We start from the raw sequence: 18,656 nt of genomic DNA, 5'->3' as shown, positions 1-18,656 counted from the left end.
CGGCGGGCCGCCCTTCCCTTCACTATACCAAACCGTGATCAGTGCGCCGCCGCCAACTGCAATTGCTGCTGGGTGGTGCTGGCGGGATCGGGCAAGGCCGTCGACATGCCGGACGACCCGCTGCCGCTGAGCCCCGCCATCGCCTGGATCAACTGCTGGGTGGCGTCGTCCACGCTATAGGCCAGGGCCACGGCGGCCATGGCCCCCGTGGTGCCGTCGGTCTTGGTGTAGGCCCCATCCGACAGGATGGTGTTACCATTGTCGTCCCGGCTGGAGTCCGTCCCTTGAACATTGAGGGATGAAATGCCGAGATCACTCAGGCTGACCAGGTCGGCGGCGTTGAAGACGCCCTGGCCGGTCGGGTCCACCCAGACCTTGAGGCTGGACCAGGCGGCGTCGGCGCTATTGATCACCCCGTCATTGTTGCTGTCCATCTGGGCTAACTGCGAATAGCCGGAGACGAAATCGCTGTCCTGGGTGACCGTGTCCTTGCCATCCGGATCATAGACCAGGATGCCCTCGCCCGCCGTCACCCAACCGGTCGGCTGCGTCGTACCGGTGTTGGCCATGTCGAACTGAACCGTCGACCCGTCCAGCCCCGTCGTCGATACCGGCTGGCCCGCAAGGTTGAGGATGATCGGATCGTCCTCATTTACCCAATCTAGGACCGGACCGTAGCTGTCGTTGTTGCCTTTGCTGGGTCCAATCCAGAATAGGACTGAGGCGCTGCCGCTACCGTACGCCGTATCGTACGTCCCATGAACATTGGCGGAGACATTGTCAGCCTCGTAAATTGCATCATGACTACCAGACAGCGTGAAGCTGACGTCCGGGACCGTATTGATCGTGCTGTTGGAAACCGTAACCGTCGAATTGCTGCCAATGATGCCAACCGTACCGCTGCTGGTGATGGTCGTAGAGATGCCACCCCCAACGTTCGCCACATCACTACCGGTATCGCCGTTGACGGTTACACCATCGCCATAAATAGAACTGGTTTCATTACTGTCTCCCGTCATGTTCAAGGTCGTGCCGGACGAATATATGTACACTACGTGCTTCTGCTTGGAACTGTCTGTTGGACCGGCATTTACTATGCTGGCGCTGCCGTAAATCGCGACGGTTCCACTGGTATAGATCACGTCACCCGTGCCGTTGACCGTGATGCTGTCACCGTCGTTGGCGTAAATCACGTTATTGTTGCCGTTGACGGTCATCGAACTGCTGGTGCCAACGGCGATGATATTGCTGTCGCCCTTGATCGTGGCGCTGATGTTCTGCAGCGTGTTGATCCTGCCGCTGGAAATGGTGATGTTGTTGTTCTGGCTACCGTTGATCAGGCCTATATAGCCGTTGCTGCCAACGGACACGGTATTGCTGCTGCCCGATATGTTGAGGGAGTCGTTGGCGCCCAGCGTCACGGCATTGGAGGAACCGTTCAGGCTGATGATGCCGCTGTTGCCGACGTTGTCCTTGAGTGTCACCTGCCCACTGGACATGTTGAGATTGTCCGACTGATCTCCTGAAACCAGGGTGGCGGAACTGTTGTCCCCCATCGTGGCGGTGACGCTATTCCCGATGAAAGTCGCCGTCGTCCCAGCCAGGGCGCTGACCCAACTGCTGGACATGGTCAGCGTTTCACTGCTGCCGCTGAGGCTCAGCGTACCGCTCGTGGCGTTCACGACGATATTGTTGCCGCTGCCGCCGACAGATTCCGTCTGCCCGTTCGCGATGTTGAAGGTCACGGTGTCATTGGTGCCATTGACGACGTCGTTGGCCCCCGTCAGCCAGATACTGGCGCCGGCATATTCATTCACCGTGACGCTGTCGCCGTGGATAGTCGCCTGCGCGTCCCCATACACCGAGACGGTGTCCCCTTGGGCGTTGACGGTATTATTGCCACCGGCGTGAAGGCTGATGTCGTCATGCGCGCCGGAACGCAAGTTGATGATGTTGCCACCACCATAGATGTTACTGCCGGTGAGGCCGCTAACATCATTGATGGTGATGTTGGATCCGTTGATGACATTCGCGGAACCGGTCAGGCTGAGCGTGGTGTTGGCCGCCTGCATGGTCAACGTGGAACCGGACGTCGTCACCGTGGCATTTCCGTTGACGTAGATCTTGTCGCCAGTGCCCGTGGTGGTGAGGACGTCACCGGCGTTGATGTACACCGTGTTGGTGTAGCCATTGATCGTCGCGGCACTGTTCTGGTCCAGATGGACATCGTCGTTGCTGCCGCTCAGCGTGAAGCCGACGGACTGCTGGGTATAGATCGTGCCGCTGGACATGGTGATGATATTGCCCTGGTACCCGCCGATCAGGCCCAGGTAACCGCCGTTCCCCAGGCTCAGCGTATTGCTGCTACCGACCAGGTTCAAGGAGTTGGTGGCCCCCATCGTCACGATGTCGGAGGAACCGTACAGGGTGGTGATGCTGGTGTTGCCGACATTGTCCTGGGTCGCCAGACGCCCGCTGGACAGGGTGACGACGGTCCCCTGGCTGCCGGTAAGAAGGCCGACGTAACCGCCGGAACCCATGGTGATGTTGTTGCTGTTGCCGGCGAAATTGAAGGTGTTGTTGGTGCCGGCGTTGACGGTCAGCGAAGACCCGGAGACGTTGCCGGTCGTGCCAGCCTGGGTGTTGAGGTAGCTGCTGGACATCACCACCGTCTGGTTGGTGCCGCTCAGATTAAGGATGCCGCCGGTGGCGTTCACCCAAGTGCTGTTGCCGCTGCCGCCGACCGTCTCCGTCTGGCCGTTCGCGATGTTGAAGGTCACGTTGCCGCTGGTGGAATTCACCGTGTCGCCGCCACCCGTCAGCCACACGCTGGCCCCGGCCAACTCAGTCACCGAGACGTTGCCGCCGTTGATGGTGGCCTGGGCATTCCCATACACCGAGACGGTGTCCCCCTGGGCATTGACGGTGTTGCTGCTGCCGCTGTGAAGGCCGATGTTGTCGCCGGTGTTCGAACGCAAATTGATGATGTTGCCACCGCCATAGATATCACTGGCGCTGACGCCGCCGATGTCGTTCAGGGTGATGTTGCTGCCGTTGATGACGTTGCTGGAGCCGGTCAGGCCCAGGGTCAAACCGGCCACATCGAAAGTAATGGTGCCGCCGGACATCACCAGCGTGGCGTTGCCGTCCACATACATCGCGTCACCGCTGCCATTGACGGTGGCTTGCGAGCCGGCAGCCACGCTCAAGACGCTGCCGGTGGTGTTGGCGACAATTCCTGTACCGTTAATTCGAATATGATCGCCGGCATTATTGGCCGCCGTGACGGTATCATTGCTTCCTGCCACGCTGACGGTGTCGGTGGCCCCTAGCGTGATCTGGTCGCCCGAACCTGTGACACTCGCATAGGCGCCATCGGCAAGGACGATGACGCCGTTCGACATCAGAAGGCTGTTGCTCACCCCCGTGCTGGCGCCATTGCCATTCGCGTGGATGGTGTTGCCAGCAACCGATGTGACGACGTTTCCAGTGCCGTTCACGGTCAACGCAGCACTTCCGGTGTTCATCCACACATTGTTGCCGTTCCCGTTCAGGGTCGCCGACTGGGCGGCGGCACTGGAAAGCGTCAGGTTGGAACTGGTGGCGTTGACGGTGTCCCCGGTCCCCGTGATGGTGCCATAGGCGCCGTTGGTCAGGGTCAGCGTGTCACTGGTGCCGTTCAGCGTGGCCTGGGCGCCGTTGATGATGGACACGGCGTCGCCGGACGCGTTCACGATGTTGGCCGTGCCGCTGGCAACCGTGATGCTGTCGCCGGAACTGCTCCGCAGGTTCACGGTGTTGCTGTTTCCGTTCAGGGTGCTGCTGGTGATGCCGGTGGAGTTGATGGTGTCGCCGCTGGCGGTGATCGCGTTGCCTGCGCCCGATAGCGTCAGCGTGTACGCAGCCGCAGCAAAGATGACTGTGCCCCCGCTCATGGACAGATTGGCGCCGGTACCAAAAATCTTGGCAACGTCGCCACCACCGGTAATGGTCGCGGACGCACCCGCCACCAAACTGATATTATTATTGCTTATTTTTACCGTATTACCGGAACCCGATAATTGAACGTACGTGCCGGAACCAGAAATTGTCGTAGAGTTGTTGTTTCCATAAATGGCAATACTATCGTTATTTCCACCGGAAACGCTATTCCCGTCACCATGTATGTCTGTAGTGGCATTATCCAAGTTATGGACTGTGATTCCCGACCCGAACACGACGTTCGCCGTGCCGCCCTGGCCGTTTCCACCGATATTGAGAGTATCCTGAGAGGTCAACCAGAGGGTATCACCGCCGCCGGACAGGGATAGCGTCGCGTTCGCCGCGTTCATCCACACGTTGTTACCGTTCCCGTTCAGGGTCGCCGACTGGGCGGCGGCACTGGAAAGCGTCAGGTTGGAACTGGTGGCGTTGACGGTGTCCCCGGTCCCCGTAATGGTGCCATAGGCCCCGTTGGTCAGGGTCAGCGTGTCGCTGGTGCCGTTCACCGTGGCCTGGGCGCCGTTGATGATGGAAACCGCATCGCCGGACGCGTTCACGATGTTGGCCGTGCCGCTGGCAACCGTGATGCTGTCGCCGGAATTGGTCCGCAGGTTCACGGTGTTGCTGTTACCGTACAAGGTGCCGTTGGTGATGCCGCTGGAGTTGATGGTGTCGCCGCTGGCGATGATCGCGTCACCGTTGCCCGACAGGGCCAAGGCGTAGCCGGTGGCGCCGAAGGTGACGGTACCGCCCGACATCGCCAGGGTGGAGTTGCCATAGACTTCGACAAGATCGAGTGTTCCGTTGACGGCGACCTGCGACGCGGCGGCAAGACCGATGACGTTGCTGGTGGTGTTGACGACGATGCCGGTGCCGTAAATCATCATGTTGTCGCCACCATAGTTGGTGGCCGTCACCGTGACGTTGTTCCCGATGACTCCCAGGGCGTCACCGCTGCCCAGCGTGATCTGGTTGCTCGATCCCGTGACGTCGGAGCGCGCGCTGTCGGCCAGAATGACAGTGCCGCTGGACATCTGCACCAGGTCGGAATTCCCCGCGTTGCCGTTCCCGGCGATCTTGATCGTATTGCCGGAAACGGAGGTGACCGAATTGCCCGCCCCATTCAGGTTGAGCACGTCGCCTGCGGCGGTCATCCCGATGATATTGCTGTCGCCGGTGACGGTCTCCGTATAACCGGTCGCCCCAGCGAACGTCACCGTGGCGCTGGTCGCGGCCACCGCAAGCGCGTTGCCGGTCGCGGTTATGGTGGAATTGGCGTTCAGGTTCAGCGTGAAGCTATCGCCATTGACGGTGGTCCCGGTCGTGCCGGACTGGATGGTGATGGTGGGCGCCTTCGTCGGGTCGATCGGCGACACCGTGAGGACGCTGTTGGTGCCGGTGACCGTCAGGTTGTCGCCCGTCACGGTCGTGGTGGTCTGGGCCTCCAGGATCAACGTGTCGCTATTGCCGTTGATGGTGGCGGACGTGGCAATGCCGGACACCGTCGACGTCAGCACGTGAACCGCCCCGCCACTGATGGTGGCGACGTTGCTCTTTCCCTTCAGCGTGACATTGTCTTTGCCGCCGGTCACCGTCAGCGTATTGCTGCCGCCGTTGACGGTAATGATGTCGCCGCTGCCGGCCGTCAGGGTGTTGCTGTCACCGTTGACAATGATGTTGGAGACGATATCGGAGGTGCCAATTTCCGCGATGACGGCACCCGACAGGTTGACCGTGTCCACCGTGCCGGACAGGCCGTTGCCACCGATGGTCAGAACCTCTCCCGTGCCGCCGTTGACGATTTCACCGGCGCCGGTGACGGTGACGCTGGCGCTGTTGGCCAGGCTGACCGTGCCGCCGCTCTGCGTGATGCTGTGGCCGGTGCCGCTGACGTTCAGGACGCCGGCACCGTCCGTCACGGTGACCAGGGCATAATTGCCGCCAATGCTTTCCGTCAGGGAGGCGCCCGACACGATGACCGTGGCGGCGTTCGTCGCCGTACCACTCGACGTCACAGCGTTGCCCGCGCCGGTCACCGTCACCATGCCGCTGGCGCCCAGCGACACGGTATTGCCCGTGCCGTTCAGGGTGGTGGTGCTGGAGGCCGTCAGGGTGAGGGTGCTGGTGGTGGCGGTGACGGTGTTCGGACCGCCGCTGAGGGTCAGCGTGTCGCTTGCCAGCGTGATGGTGGCGTGCGAACCCGATACCGTCTCGCTCAGGCCCGTAGCCCCGATCAGCAGGGTGGCCCCCACCAAGGGAAGGGTACCCGAGGCGTCGGTGAAATTCGCCGTCACCACGTCACCGCTACCCAGCAGGGTGGCGGTGGAACCGCCGAGCAAGCTCACTTGGTTGCCGCCGTTGCCGATGGAGACAGCGTTGCTGATGGAGGCAGTGCTGCCGGCAAGCACCGTGACGGTGCCACCGCTGATGGTCACGGCCTGGCTGATGCCGCTGACGGTCAGGGCATCGTTCGCGGAGGTTACCGTGACATTGCCATGCTGGCCGTTGATCGTTTCCACCAGGCCGGTGTTGGTGCTGATGAGCAGTGACGCATAGGTCAGGGCGACGGTGGCCTTGGAGCCCGTCAGTGTCGCGCTGGGGTTGGTACCGGTCAGCGAACTGCCATTCAGCGTCAGATTGTCGCTCTCGCCCGTGGCAAGAACGGCGGCGGCACCCGTCAGTGTCAGGGTGTTGGCAACGCCGTTCACGATCGCAGTGGCGGCACCAGTCATCGAGATGGTGTCGCCACCGCCCGTGACAGTCACGCTGGTGCCGGAGATGGCCAGGGTGTCGCTGGCCGCCGTCACGCCGATGGTCTTCCCGGTAATGGATACCAGGCCGGCCTTGGCAGCCAGCGAGACGGTCTGGCCGCTGCCGTCGATGGTGCCGTCGGCGCCGGCCTGGACGTTAACGGTGTTGCCCGTGCCCAGCACCGTGTTGACGCTGCCGCCCAGGGTGATGATATCCCTGGTGCCGGTGACGGTGTTGGTCGTGCCGCTGATGATGGCGGTTTCGCCCGCCACCGTCAGGCTGGCCGCGGCGCCGCTGGCGGTCAGGTTGACCAAGGCCGAGGTGCCGGTCACCAGCACCGTGCCGCCGCTGCCGGCAACCGTGTCCGCGGTGCCGGTGATGGTGGCGACCCCGCCGGCCGCCAGCGTGACGGCGTTGCTGTCGTTGTTCACCGTGACGCTGTCGCCGCTGGACAGGCTGACGGCGTTCTGGCCGCCATTGACGGTGGCCGTGGTGCTGGCCGCCACCAGGACCGTCTCACCGCTGCCCGTCAGCACGTGGCCGGTCCCGCTCAGGCTGATGGTGGTGCCGGACAGGGTCGCGTTGATCGTATCGTTGCTGCCGCCCAGGGTTTCAATGTAGCCCAGGGCCCCCGCCAGGACCAGCGTGCCCGCCGTCAGGGTGGAAACGTCGTTGTTGCCGGTCAGGGTGACGACCGTGCTTCCCTGGCTGCCGCTCACGCTGTTGCGGTTGCCGTTGATGGTCAGGCCGGTGCCGGCATACAGATTGAACACGGCGGCCGTGGCCGTGGCCGTGTTGCCGGTGCCGCTCATCCACAGGGAATCACTGCTGCCGGTGGCCGTCACGACGTTGTTGGCGCCGTAAATGCCGGCAACGTCGCTGGAGCCTATGGTCACTTGGTTGCCGGAGCCGGTCAGGTCCACGACGGCGTTGGCGCTTTCCGTCAACGTGCCGTTGGACAAAGTCACGGCATTCGTCGTGCCCGTCTTGGTATTGCCGCCCACGGTGACGTTACCGCCGCTGACCGCGGTGACGGTGTTGCCGGCACCGTGGAGGCTCATGTCGGCCCCCGCCGCCAAAATGACGACGCCCTGGCTGACCTTCAAGGATTGGCCGCTGCCGCTGACATTGATGGTTGCACCCGCCAACGCCGTCAGGGTGTTGCCGCTGCCGCCCAGGGTTTCCACCAGGCCGTCGGTCGCCCCTAGGGTGACGGTGGCGTCAGTGCCGGTGATGACGGCGCCACTGCCGGACAGGGAGAGCGATGCGCCGCTGGCCAGGCTCACCACGTCGTTGCTTCCGGTCAGCGTCGCGACGGCCCCCGCCCCCAGGAAGATGGTATCACCGCTACCCGTCAGCGTTTGCTTCGTGCCGGTAACGGTCAGTGTGTCACCGGCACTCAGGGCGACAACGGCACCACTGCCCGCAATGGTTTCCGCCAGGCCATCCGCGATCGTCAGGGTTCCGCCTGGGGTGGGGATTGTCAGGGTTGTGTTTGGAAGCGCCATGACACCATTGGCCGTGGTGATGACGTTGCCGTTGCCGCTGGCGATGGTCAGCGCGTCCGCGGCGGCCAGGGACACGGTGTTGCCGCTCCCCATCAGTATCGCCGTGGCCGCGTTCACATTGATGGTGTCCCCGCTGGCGGCCAAGGTCTGGTCCGCGCCGCCCAACGTGAGGGTGTTGCCGACCGCGACCATCTTGATGACGCCCTCGTACCCGGAGATGGTTGCCACCTGGCCGGCCGCACCGTTGAGGGTGACGTGCGATCCGGCGACATCGATCAGGTCGCTGGTGCCGGTTACCATGAAGACACTGCTATCGTCACCATACAGCGTATTAGTATTGCCGGAGGTGGTAACCGTATTAATATTCATCAAGGTATCGTAGGTATCGCTACCGTCAATACTGGCAGTATAAGCCATCATCAATGGCCCGTTCCCGCCCAGATTGACGACCAAATTGTCGGCGGAATACTGGGCAATCACCGCCACGGCGTTATTGGCATCCAAGGTATTGCCCATCCCGCTCGACACCAATGTCGTCAGGTCGCCGCCGGCGGCCAAGATCTCGCCCGCCCCATCGGCGATAAGGGTGTAAGTGCCCGTGGCGCCTGCGGACACACGGGCAAATGACCACGCGCCCGATATTTCCACCGCCGTGACACCCACCAGCGTGTCCGAAGAGCCGTGCAGGTTGTCAAAGGCTTCATCCTGACCGAGGGGACTGCCGATGCTGATGTCCATGTCGTCGGCAGCGTAAGTGGCCAGCGCGATCCCCCCATTCACCTCTAAGGTGCTGCCATTGGCATGGCCCAGCAGGGTGGCGTTGCCGCCGATAGCGATGAGGGTGGAGGCGGCGGCACCGGCGATCAGTGTGTCGTCCGTGCCGCTGCTGGTCAGCGTGCTGGCCACCGCATCACTGCCGATGATGGTGTCATGGGCGCCGGTGACCAGGATGGCCTCGATGCCCGCCAGGGTGCCGATCTCGCTGGTGCCGTTCACCTGCGACAGGTTGGTTTGCAGGTTGATGGTCAGGTCATCGGCCTCGTAGCCGGCGACCACACCCAGCCCGCCGTCGGTCACCAGGGTGTTGGAGCCACCGTTGGCCACCAACGTGGTGGCGCCCACCCCATGGCTGGACATCAGCGTGTCGTCGTAGCCGTTGACCACCAGCGTATCGAGCCCAAGGTTGGCCACGATGGTGGAATGGCTGCCGTTCACCAGCACGTTGTTGATGCCGTAGAGGACGTCCATGCCCAAGATGTTCCCGGCGGTGTCGCGCAGGGTCGCCTGTTCCGGATCCAGCGACAGGTCCACCGAGATGTTATCGGTGTTGTAGACCGCCACCGCTGTGGCGCCGCTGGCGCCGGCGCTGAGCGTGTTGCCCAGGCCGCTGGACACCAGCGAGGTGATGCCCGTGCCGGCGATCAACGTGTTGCCGACACCGGTGGCGATCAGCGTGGTGGTGTTGCCGCCACCGATAAGGGTGCCGTTGTTGCCCGACGTGGACACCGCATTGATGCCCACCAGCGTGTCGCTGACGCTGGCGCCGTTCACCTTGACGGTGTTGGTCGCCAGATTGACGGCCAGGTTGTTCAGGCTGTAGGCGGCCAGGACGCTCCCAGCAGCCACCGCCTCCAGCGTGCTGCCGTTGGCGTTGCCCCGGATGGTGCCGCTGGCACCGCCGGTGATCTCCAGCGTGGAGGCACCGGTGCCGGCCACCAGGGTCTCACCCGTACGGCTGGAAACCACCGATGCGCCATTGGCGGTGATGGTGCCGCCACCCGCGACGCCGGTGACCGTGGCCGAGGCCCCGGCCGACAACGCCATGCTGCCGCCCACGGCAAAGGCCACGTGCTCGGTCTGCCCGGTGACGGTGATCAGCCCCTGGCCCGAGACGACGGCGACGGTGTTGCCGCTGCCACCAATGGTCGCGGTCGGCGCCGATGCGGTCAGCGAGATCGTCGCCCCGGTCGCGGTGACCGTGTCGTTGTGCCCACCCAGGCTGAGGGTGGTGATGCCCGTCAGCACATCGGCCGCACTGGCGCCCGAGACCTTGGCCGTGCCGCTGCCGGCCCCCAGGCTGATGACCAGGTTGTCACCGGCGTAGGAGGCAACGACGGCGCCGCCGGCCGCCTGCAGGGTGCTGCCTTGGCCGGTGGCCACCATGGTGGTGGTCCCACCCGTGCTTTGCAGGGTGGCAGCGCCCGTACCCGCGATCAGCGTGTCGCCGGTGCCCGACACAGACACCACGCTCAGGCCGATCAGCGTGTCGGCCGTGCTGGCGCCGTTGATCTTGGCGGTGTTGGTCGCCAGGTTGACCGCCACGTTGGCCAGGCTGTAGGCCAGCACCACGGGGCCGGCGGCCCCCACGGCCTCCAGCGTGCTGCCGTTGGCGTTGCCCAGGATGCGGCCGTAGCCGGCGCCCGTGATCTCCAGCGTCGAGGCGCCCGTGCCCGCCGCCAGCGTCTCATTCGTCCGGCTGGAGACCAGGGTGGCACCGTTGGCGGTGGCGACACTGGTGACGTTGGCGCCGGTCAGGCTGGCCGAGCTGCCGGCCGTGAGGACCACGGCACCGCCGGCGGTGGTGTTCACCACGTCGGTGCGGCCGGTCAGGGTCAGCGTGCCCGTCGACACCGCCGTCTTGATGGTGGTGCCGGTGGCGGTCACCGCCTCGTTGCTGCCGGTCAGGATCAGCACGTCGCCCGTCGTCGGCACGACGGTGATGACGTCGTTGCTGCCGGCGATGGTGGCCGTCAGGCCGCCGGCCCCGGCCAGGGTGGCGGTGACGTTGCTGCTGGCGACCGTGTCGTTGTTGCCGGTCAGGATGGCGACGGCGCCCGCCGCCTGGGTGATGGTCGTGGTGCCGCCGCTGACCGTGGCCGAGGCATTGGCCTGCAGGGCCAGGGTGCCGCTGGTCATGGCCACCGAATGGCCGGTGCCGCTGAGGCTGAGCGTGTCGGACGCCGACGTCACCATGATGGTGTCGTTGCCGCCGTTGACGGTGCTGACCAAGGTGCCGGCGCCGGCGATACCCAGGGTCGCACCCGAAGCCGTGACCACGTCGCCCGAGCCGGCCAGCGTGGCGCTGGCGCCACTGGCGACCGTGATGGCATGGGTGGTGCCATACACCGTCGCGTCGCCCGAGGCGACGGTGACCCGGTCGCTGGTCCCATAAAAGATCTGCCCGGCGCCATTCAGGGTGACGGTGGAGCCGGTGTTGACGATGCTGGTGGTGTTGCCGCTGCCGCCGACGCTGAGCGTCTGCGGCCCCGCACCCACCATGATCAGGCCGGCGTTGCTGGCCGTGATAGCGTTGCCGCTCATGGTCATGGCCAGGGTGGCGCCGGCGTCCACCGTCACGGTGTTGCCGCTGCCGTCCAGGGTGGTGAGCCCACCGGTGACCTCCACCTGCCCGCCGTTCATGGTCAGCGTCTGGTTGGCACCGCTGATGGTGATGGTATCGCCGCTCGTGCTGACAATGCCGTGGCCGCCGCTGCCGGCGATGGTCTCATTCAGACCGGTGGTCGAAATCAGGATGGAGGCGCCGGTGGCGGCCGTGACGGTGTCGTTGCTGCCGTTCAACTGGGCCGAGGCGCCGGTCGCCAGCGTGACGACATGGCCGGTGCCGTTCAGCACGGCGCCGGCGCCGGCGCCCAAGGCCACCTGGTCCCCCGTGCCGGTCAGGGTGAGGCCACCGGAGGCGGCGACGGTCAGGACATGGCCGCTGGCCGTGACCTGCTGTCCCGCCCCGCTGAGGGTCAGGGTGTCGCGCGCCGTCGGCGTGCCGGTGGTGGCGATGGAAATGATGCCGCCGCCGCCGCCAATGCTCTCCGTCAGGCCCAGGGCACCGGCGATGACCACCGTGGCGCCGTTGACCGTGGCGGTGTCGCCGCCGCCGGTCAGGGTGGCGGTGCTGCCGCTGGCCAGGGTCAGCAGGTCGCCGGTGCCGGTGGCGGTCACCGTGGTGCCGCCGGCGCCGGTGATGATGTCGGCGTTGCCGTTGACGGTCGCGACCTCGGCGCTGCCGGGCGCCAAGGTGACGGACGTGGCGGCGCCGTTGACGGTGGCGGTGCCGCCCGCCAGCACCAGCGTGCCGCTGCCGATGTTGACCGACTGGCTGGCACCGCTGACGGTCACCGTGTCGGCGGCCGAGGTGACGGTGACGCTGTCATGATCGCCGGTGACGGACGCCGTCAGCGTGCCGGCGCCGGCCACGGTGATGCTGGCACTGGTGGCCGAGACCGCGTCACCCGTGCCGACCAGGGTGGCCGAGGTGCCCGCCGCCATCACCACCTGGTTGGTGGTGCCGGCCAGCGTGACATTGCCGCCCGTCAGGTCCAGCGTCCCGGTGCTCATGGTCAGCGACTGGTTGGCGCCGCTGAGGCTGATGGTATCGCCGGCCGACTGCACGGTGATGGTGCTGGCGCCGCCGCCGATGGTCTCGACCACGCCGCCGGCACCCGCCACCGTGAGGGTGGAGGACGTGGTGGTCACGACATCCTTGGCGCCGTTGATGGTGACGACGGCGCCGCCGGTCATGGTCAGCACGTCGCCCGCCCCCACGATGGAGGCCCGCGCCGGGCCGGCGACCGCCAGGGTGTCACCCACGGCGTTGATGACATGGCCCGTGCCGGCCGTGACCGTCACGCCGTCGGTGCTGTTGGACCGCAGGGTCAGGGTGTCGGCGCTGCCGGCCAGGGTGGCCGCCAACAGGCCGGTGGAGATCAGCGTGCCCGTGCCGGTGATGGTGTCGTTGCTGCCGCCCAGCGTCATGCCCACGCCGGACGCCGTCAGCGAGACGGCGGCGCTGGAGACCGTGGCGGTGGCGTTGATGCCGGCCATCAGCACGGTGTCGCCGACACCGGTGATGACGGCGCTGGAGTTGGCGTTGATGGTGATGGTGCTGTTATTGGCCGCCACCGCCTCACCCGTGCCGGTCAGCACGACGACGGAGTTGTCGGCAAGGTTGATGGTGTCGTTGTTGCCGTTGATGGCGATCGCGGCGGTGTTGCCCACGCCGTTCTGGGTGGCGATGGTGCCGCCCGACATGATGATGGTGTCGCCCTGGCTGCCGGTGTAAATGCCGACATAACCGCCGGCCACCGTCAGGGTGTCGCTGCTGCCGCCGACGTTCATGGTGTTGGCGGTACCGGCCGTCAGGGTGTCATGGTCACCGTAGAGGGCGTAGGAGGCATTGGCCTGGGCCACCAGCGTGCTGCTGGTCAGGTGCAGTTCGTCCGACTGGCTGCCCGACAGCAGCGTGAGGCTCTCCGTCGTGCCATTGACGACATCGGTGCTGCCCGACAGCACCAGGGTGTTGTTCACGCCCAGGTTCACCCGGTCACCGGTTCCCGTCAGGGTGGTGGCCGTCGTGGAGCCGACGCCGTCCTCGGTGGCCAGGGTACCGCCACTCATCGTGACGGCGTTGCCTTGGCTGCCCGTGTAAATGCCGACATAACCGCTGGTGGCCACCGTTAGGCTGTTGTTGCTGCCGCCGACCTCCAGGGTGTTGCTGGCGCCGGCCGTCAGGATGTTCCGGTCGCCGTAGAGGGCGTAGCCGGAGGTATTGCCCACATTGTCCTGGGCCACCACCCGACTGCCGCTCAAAAAGAGGCCGTCCGTCTGGTCGCCCGACAACAAAGTGACGGTGTCGGCCGTACCATTGACTGCGTCGTTGCTGCCGGAAAGAACAAGGGTGTTGCCCGCGCCCATGCCCACCTGGTCGTTCGACCCGGTCAGGGTGGTGGCCATCGTGGCGCCGACGCCGTCCTGCGCGATCAGCGTGCCACCGCTCATCGTGATGACGTCACCCTGGCTGCCCGACAGCAGGGTCAGGGTGCCGCTGGGCATGGTGAGGGTGTCGTTGCTGCCCGACAGGGTCAGGGTGTCGTTGGTGCCGACGGCGGTGATGGTGTCGCCGCTGCCGGCGATGCTGGCCACCTGGGCGGAGGCGTCGCCCAAGGTCAGGGCCAGGCCCGCCACCGTCAGGCTGACGCTGTCGCCGCTGCCCAGCAGGGTGTCGCCGGTGCCGCTGAGGGTGGTGCTGCCGCCCCCGATGGACAGGGTGTCACCACCCCCGGCCAAGGTCAGGGTGGCGCCGGTGGGCAGCACGGTGATGACGTCGCCGGTGGCGGTGACGCGCTGCACCTGGCCGGTGGCGCCCGCCACGGTGAGGGCCAGGCCGGTAGCGGTCAGCGTGGTGCCGTCGTTGGTGCCGGCCAGCGTGTCGCCGGTGCTGCTGATGACGGCGGTGCCGTTGTTCATGCTCAGCGACGCGCCGGCGCTGGCCAGGCTGATGGTGTCGCTGTCGGTCAGGACGGAGATGAGGCCGCCGGTGCCGCCAATGGTCTCCACCAGGTTGGTGGCGCCGGTGACGACCAGCGTGCTGCCGGTCAGGGTCACGGTGTCGCCGCTGCCCGTCAGGGTCGCCGCGACGCTGCTGCTGCCCAGGGTGACCTGGTGGCCGGTGCCATTGAGGGTGGCCGTGCTGGCGCTGGTGCCCTGGATGACGACGTCGTCGTTGGCGCCGTTGACGATGTAGGTGCCCCAGCCCGCGAGCAGCGTGTCGCCGGACATGTTGAGGGTCCGGATGGCGGCAGAAGCACTGCTGTTCAAGGTCACGCCGGTGGTCAGGACATCCACCGTGCCGGCGGCCTGGGCCGGCGGAACGACCGTCAGCGTCTCCACCTTGGCAACGGCGCCGGAGATGGTAATCGTGCCGCCATGCAGAAGGATCTGGTCGTTGTTGCCGGTTACCGAGATGTTGGTGCCGGCGGCACCGGTGATGATGTCGTTGCTGCCTGCCGCCACCAGGCTGGTGATGCCGACCAGGGTGTCGGAGGTGGTGGAGCCCGCCGCCAGCGCCGTGCCGGCCGCCAGGTTGATGGTCATGCCGGCGGCGTCATACTCCGCCACGGCCGCACCCCCCGCCGCCATCAGCGTGTTGCCCAGGCCGTTGCCCACCAGCGTGGCGTTGCCGCCCACGCTTTCCAGGGTGGCGCCCGTGCCGGTGGCCACCAGGGTGTTGTTGGTGCCGCTGGACAGGACCACGCCGCCGGCGATGCCGTCCGTCACCACCTCGCCCGACCCCGTCACGTTCAGGGTGCCGGTGGAGGCCAGGGTTGTCGCGGCCCCGCTGCCGGCCAGGGTGTCCACCAGGCCCGCGAGCAGCAACGCGGCGCTGCCGCCGCTGCCCAGGGTCAGGGTCTCACCGGCCGCGGTGAAGCTTACCGTGCCCTGGGACAGGCCGGCCGTGACGGCGGTCCCCTCCACCAGCACCCTGGCGTTGGAGCCCGATACGCCGACCGACCCGCCATTGCGGACATGGGCGGTGACATTGTTGCCGTTCACCGTCGCCTGGGCGTTCTCATAGACCGTCACCGCAGCGCCGTTGGCGGAGTTGAGCACCGCCCCGATGCCGTGGATCCCCACGCTGTCACTAGGGAAGGGGAGCAGGGTGAGAGTGTCGTTGGAACCATAAACGTCGGCGCCGCTGAGCCCCGTGCTGATGATGGTGTCGCCGTTGCCGTTGATCACCAGGCTCGAACCGCCGATGATCGCCGTCTGCCCGGTGCTGCTGAAATTGATGGTGCCGTTTTCGAGGATAGCCGTGACCTTGGCGCCCTCCACATCCACCACATCACCGCTGCCGGACAAGCCGACCGACACGCCGTTGCGGGCATGGACTGTGGCGGCGTCGCCGTTCACCGTCGCCTGAAGGTTCTCGTACACCGTGACGGCGGCGCCGGCGGCGGTGACCATATCGCCGGTGCCGTGGAGGCCGACGCTGTCGCCCGCGGCCAGGGTGACGGTGTCGCCAGCGCCGTAGAGATCAGCGCCGGTCAGCCCGGCACTGATGATGGTGTCGTTGCTGCCGTTGATCACCAGGCTGGCGCCGGACAGGGTAGCCGTCTGCTGGGTGGTGCCGAAGTTCACCGTGCCGCCGGACAGGCTGGCGGTGGCGGTGGCGCCGTCCACGTCCACCACGTCGCCGCTACCGGCCATGGTGACGGAGGCGCCGGCCTGGACATGGGCCGTGGCGCTGTTGCCGTTGACCGTCGCCTGGGCGCCCGCGTAAACGGTGATCACGTCGCCGGCGGCGTTGACCACATCGCCGGTGCCACCGTGGATGCCGATGGTGTCGGTGCTGCTGGCGCGCAGGGTGACGGTGTTATTCGAACCGTAGAGGTCGGCGTCGCCGAAGCCGGCGCTGGTCAGCGTGTCGCCGCTGCCGTTGATGGTCAGCTCACCACCCGCCAGCGTGGCCGACTGGCCCGCCGCCGTGAAGTTGACCGTGCCGTAAGCCATGCTGGCGGTGACGCCGGTGCCCTCGACATCCAGGATGTCGTTGCGGCTGTTGAAGGTGACCGCGGCGTTGTTGCGCGCGTGGACGGTCGCGTTCTCACCGGTCACCGCCGCCTGGGCGTTGTCATAGACCACCAGCCAGTCGCCGGTGGCGTTGACCAGGTTGCCGGTGCCGTGGATGCCGATGTTGTCGGTGGTGTTGGTGTTCAGGGTGATGGTGTTGTTGTTGCCATAGACGTCGGTGGCGTTCAGGCCGGCGGCGCTGGCCACCAGGGTGGTGCCGCTGGCGTTCAGGGTGTCGCCGCTGCCGGCCAGGGTCAGCGTGGTGCCATTCGCCACGGTGATCTGGTCGCCGCTGGCGGAGAGGATGTAGGTGCCGGGGAAGTAGTAGTTGATGTCCTGATAGCCGTCCGGCCGGGTGCCGACCTGGCTCAGCAGGTTTCCCGCCGCGTCGAACTGCTGGTCGACCAGGGTGTAGCGGGTGTCGTTATAGATCAGCACTTCCTTGGAACCGTCGGCGTGGAACTGATAGTCCACCGTCTTGGCGCCCGCCTCGGTGAAGAAGACGCTTTCCACCACCCGGCCCGTGGCGTCGGTGTAGCTGACCAGGTTGCTGCTGGCGTCGACCACGCTGAACACCACCGTCAGCGCGGACGCGCCGCTGCCCAGCCTGATGGTGGACAGCTTGGCGGAATCGCTGGCGAACCAGCCCTGCACCGTCACCTCGGTGGTGCCGTCGGCGCTGGTGATCACCAGGTCGTTGCCGCTGTGGGCGAAGCTCAACTGGCTGCTGCTGACGCCATCCTCGATGTCCAGCTCGCTGCTGGCGCCGGCGCCGGCCACGCCGTTGACCACCGTCAGCTGGCCGGCGGCGTTCAGCGCGTAGATGTCGGATCCGCCGTTGCCGATCAGCGTGTCATTGCCGCCGCCGGCCAGCAGGGTGTCGGCGCCGCTGCTGCCGTCCAGCACGTCGTCGCCCACCCCGCCCGACAGCGAGGTGTTGTCCGGCAGCACATAGGTGGCGCCGGCCACGCCCATGCCGGCGGATGCGCCCGGATCATCCACCGCCGGGGTGATGCCCGCCGCCAGGTTGCCGTAATAGGCCGCCAGCGACGCCGTCACCTGCGTCCCGTTGTAATCGATCTCGCTGACCCGCGCGAAGCTGTCGGCATAGAAACCCGAGATGGTCACCTGGTCGCCGGTGGCGTTGGTGAGGACCACCAGGTCCACGCCCTTGCGCACGAAGCTGACGCCCGTCACCCCGCTGAATTCCAGCTGGCCGCGCTGCTCGTTGTCGATGGAGATGCCGTTATCGACCGTGACGTAACCGTCACCCGCCTTGAAGGTGTAGACATCGTTCCCGCCGCCACCGATCAGCACCTTCTGGTCGGCCGTGGCCTCCAGGTTATCACTCCAGGTGCCGCCCTGGATGCTGGTGCCGTAACCCATCTGGCCCGCGATGGCGAGTTCTGTCACCCAACTGGCAGCGAAGGCGGAATTAGGGTTCGCGGCGACCAATTCGTTGATCATCGCTTGATTCTGAATATAGGTCTCGTAATCCTCGGCGATCTGGATATCGCCCGCCAGCGTCTGAACGCCCGGTGTATCGGAAGAGCGCAACGTTGCATCGATGGCGCGCTCAATATAAACGTCACCGCCACTGAACTGCATCGTCGCTAATTGATGCATGACCGCATAATCGGTCAGCGCGGTGGTATCGCTATAGGCGACACTGTCGTAGCCTTCATTACTGTTATATGAATTCTTGCCTTGATAAATACCGACCGAGAATTCGTGACCAGCCTCGATTAGGGTGCCACCAACCGTCTGGGTGATCGCGTTCAGTTCGGCCGCAACGCTGTCGCCGTATTCCACAGCGGTCTGGTCATACTCCCCGCCCTGCGGCGAATTCAGGCCATCCTGGACAAACATCCCATTTTCGTACTTGACGGTCGCCAAGCTATAGGGCTCCGGCCCTGCAAAGAGACTGCCTAGAAGCTCTCCAACAATGAATCCAACGAATGCCCCAACAAAAGGTACAATGACTCCACCGATTGCCTCTGGCGCGAGGCTAATTCCGATTTGAGACAATGCATTGGCGATAGCGGCATCGGC

Annotated in this window: 1 protein-coding gene; it reads right to left on the bottom strand. The window is 65.6% G+C overall.

What is annotated here, in order from left to right; genetic code table 11:
- Positions 1 to 38: 38 nt before the first annotated feature.
- Complete coding sequence (locus tag PW843_11110) at positions 39 to 18,473, bottom strand: hypothetical protein (GenBank protein MDE1147153.1); 18,435 nt, start codon at positions 18,471 to 18,473, stop codon at positions 39 to 41.
- Positions 18,474 to 18,656: the final 183 nt, after the last annotated feature.

The organism is Azospirillaceae bacterium, assembly GCA_028283825.1.
Taxonomy (GTDB): domain Bacteria; phylum Pseudomonadota; class Alphaproteobacteria; order Azospirillales; family Azospirillaceae; genus Nitrospirillum.
This window is presented reverse-complemented; position numbering and strand designations above follow the sequence as displayed.

Excerpts from the sequence above, each read along its gene's own strand:
- PW843_11110 (MDE1147153.1), bottom strand. The coding sequence starts at position 18,473 with ATGTTTGTCCAGGATGGCCTGAATTCGCCGCAGGGCGGGGAGTATGAC.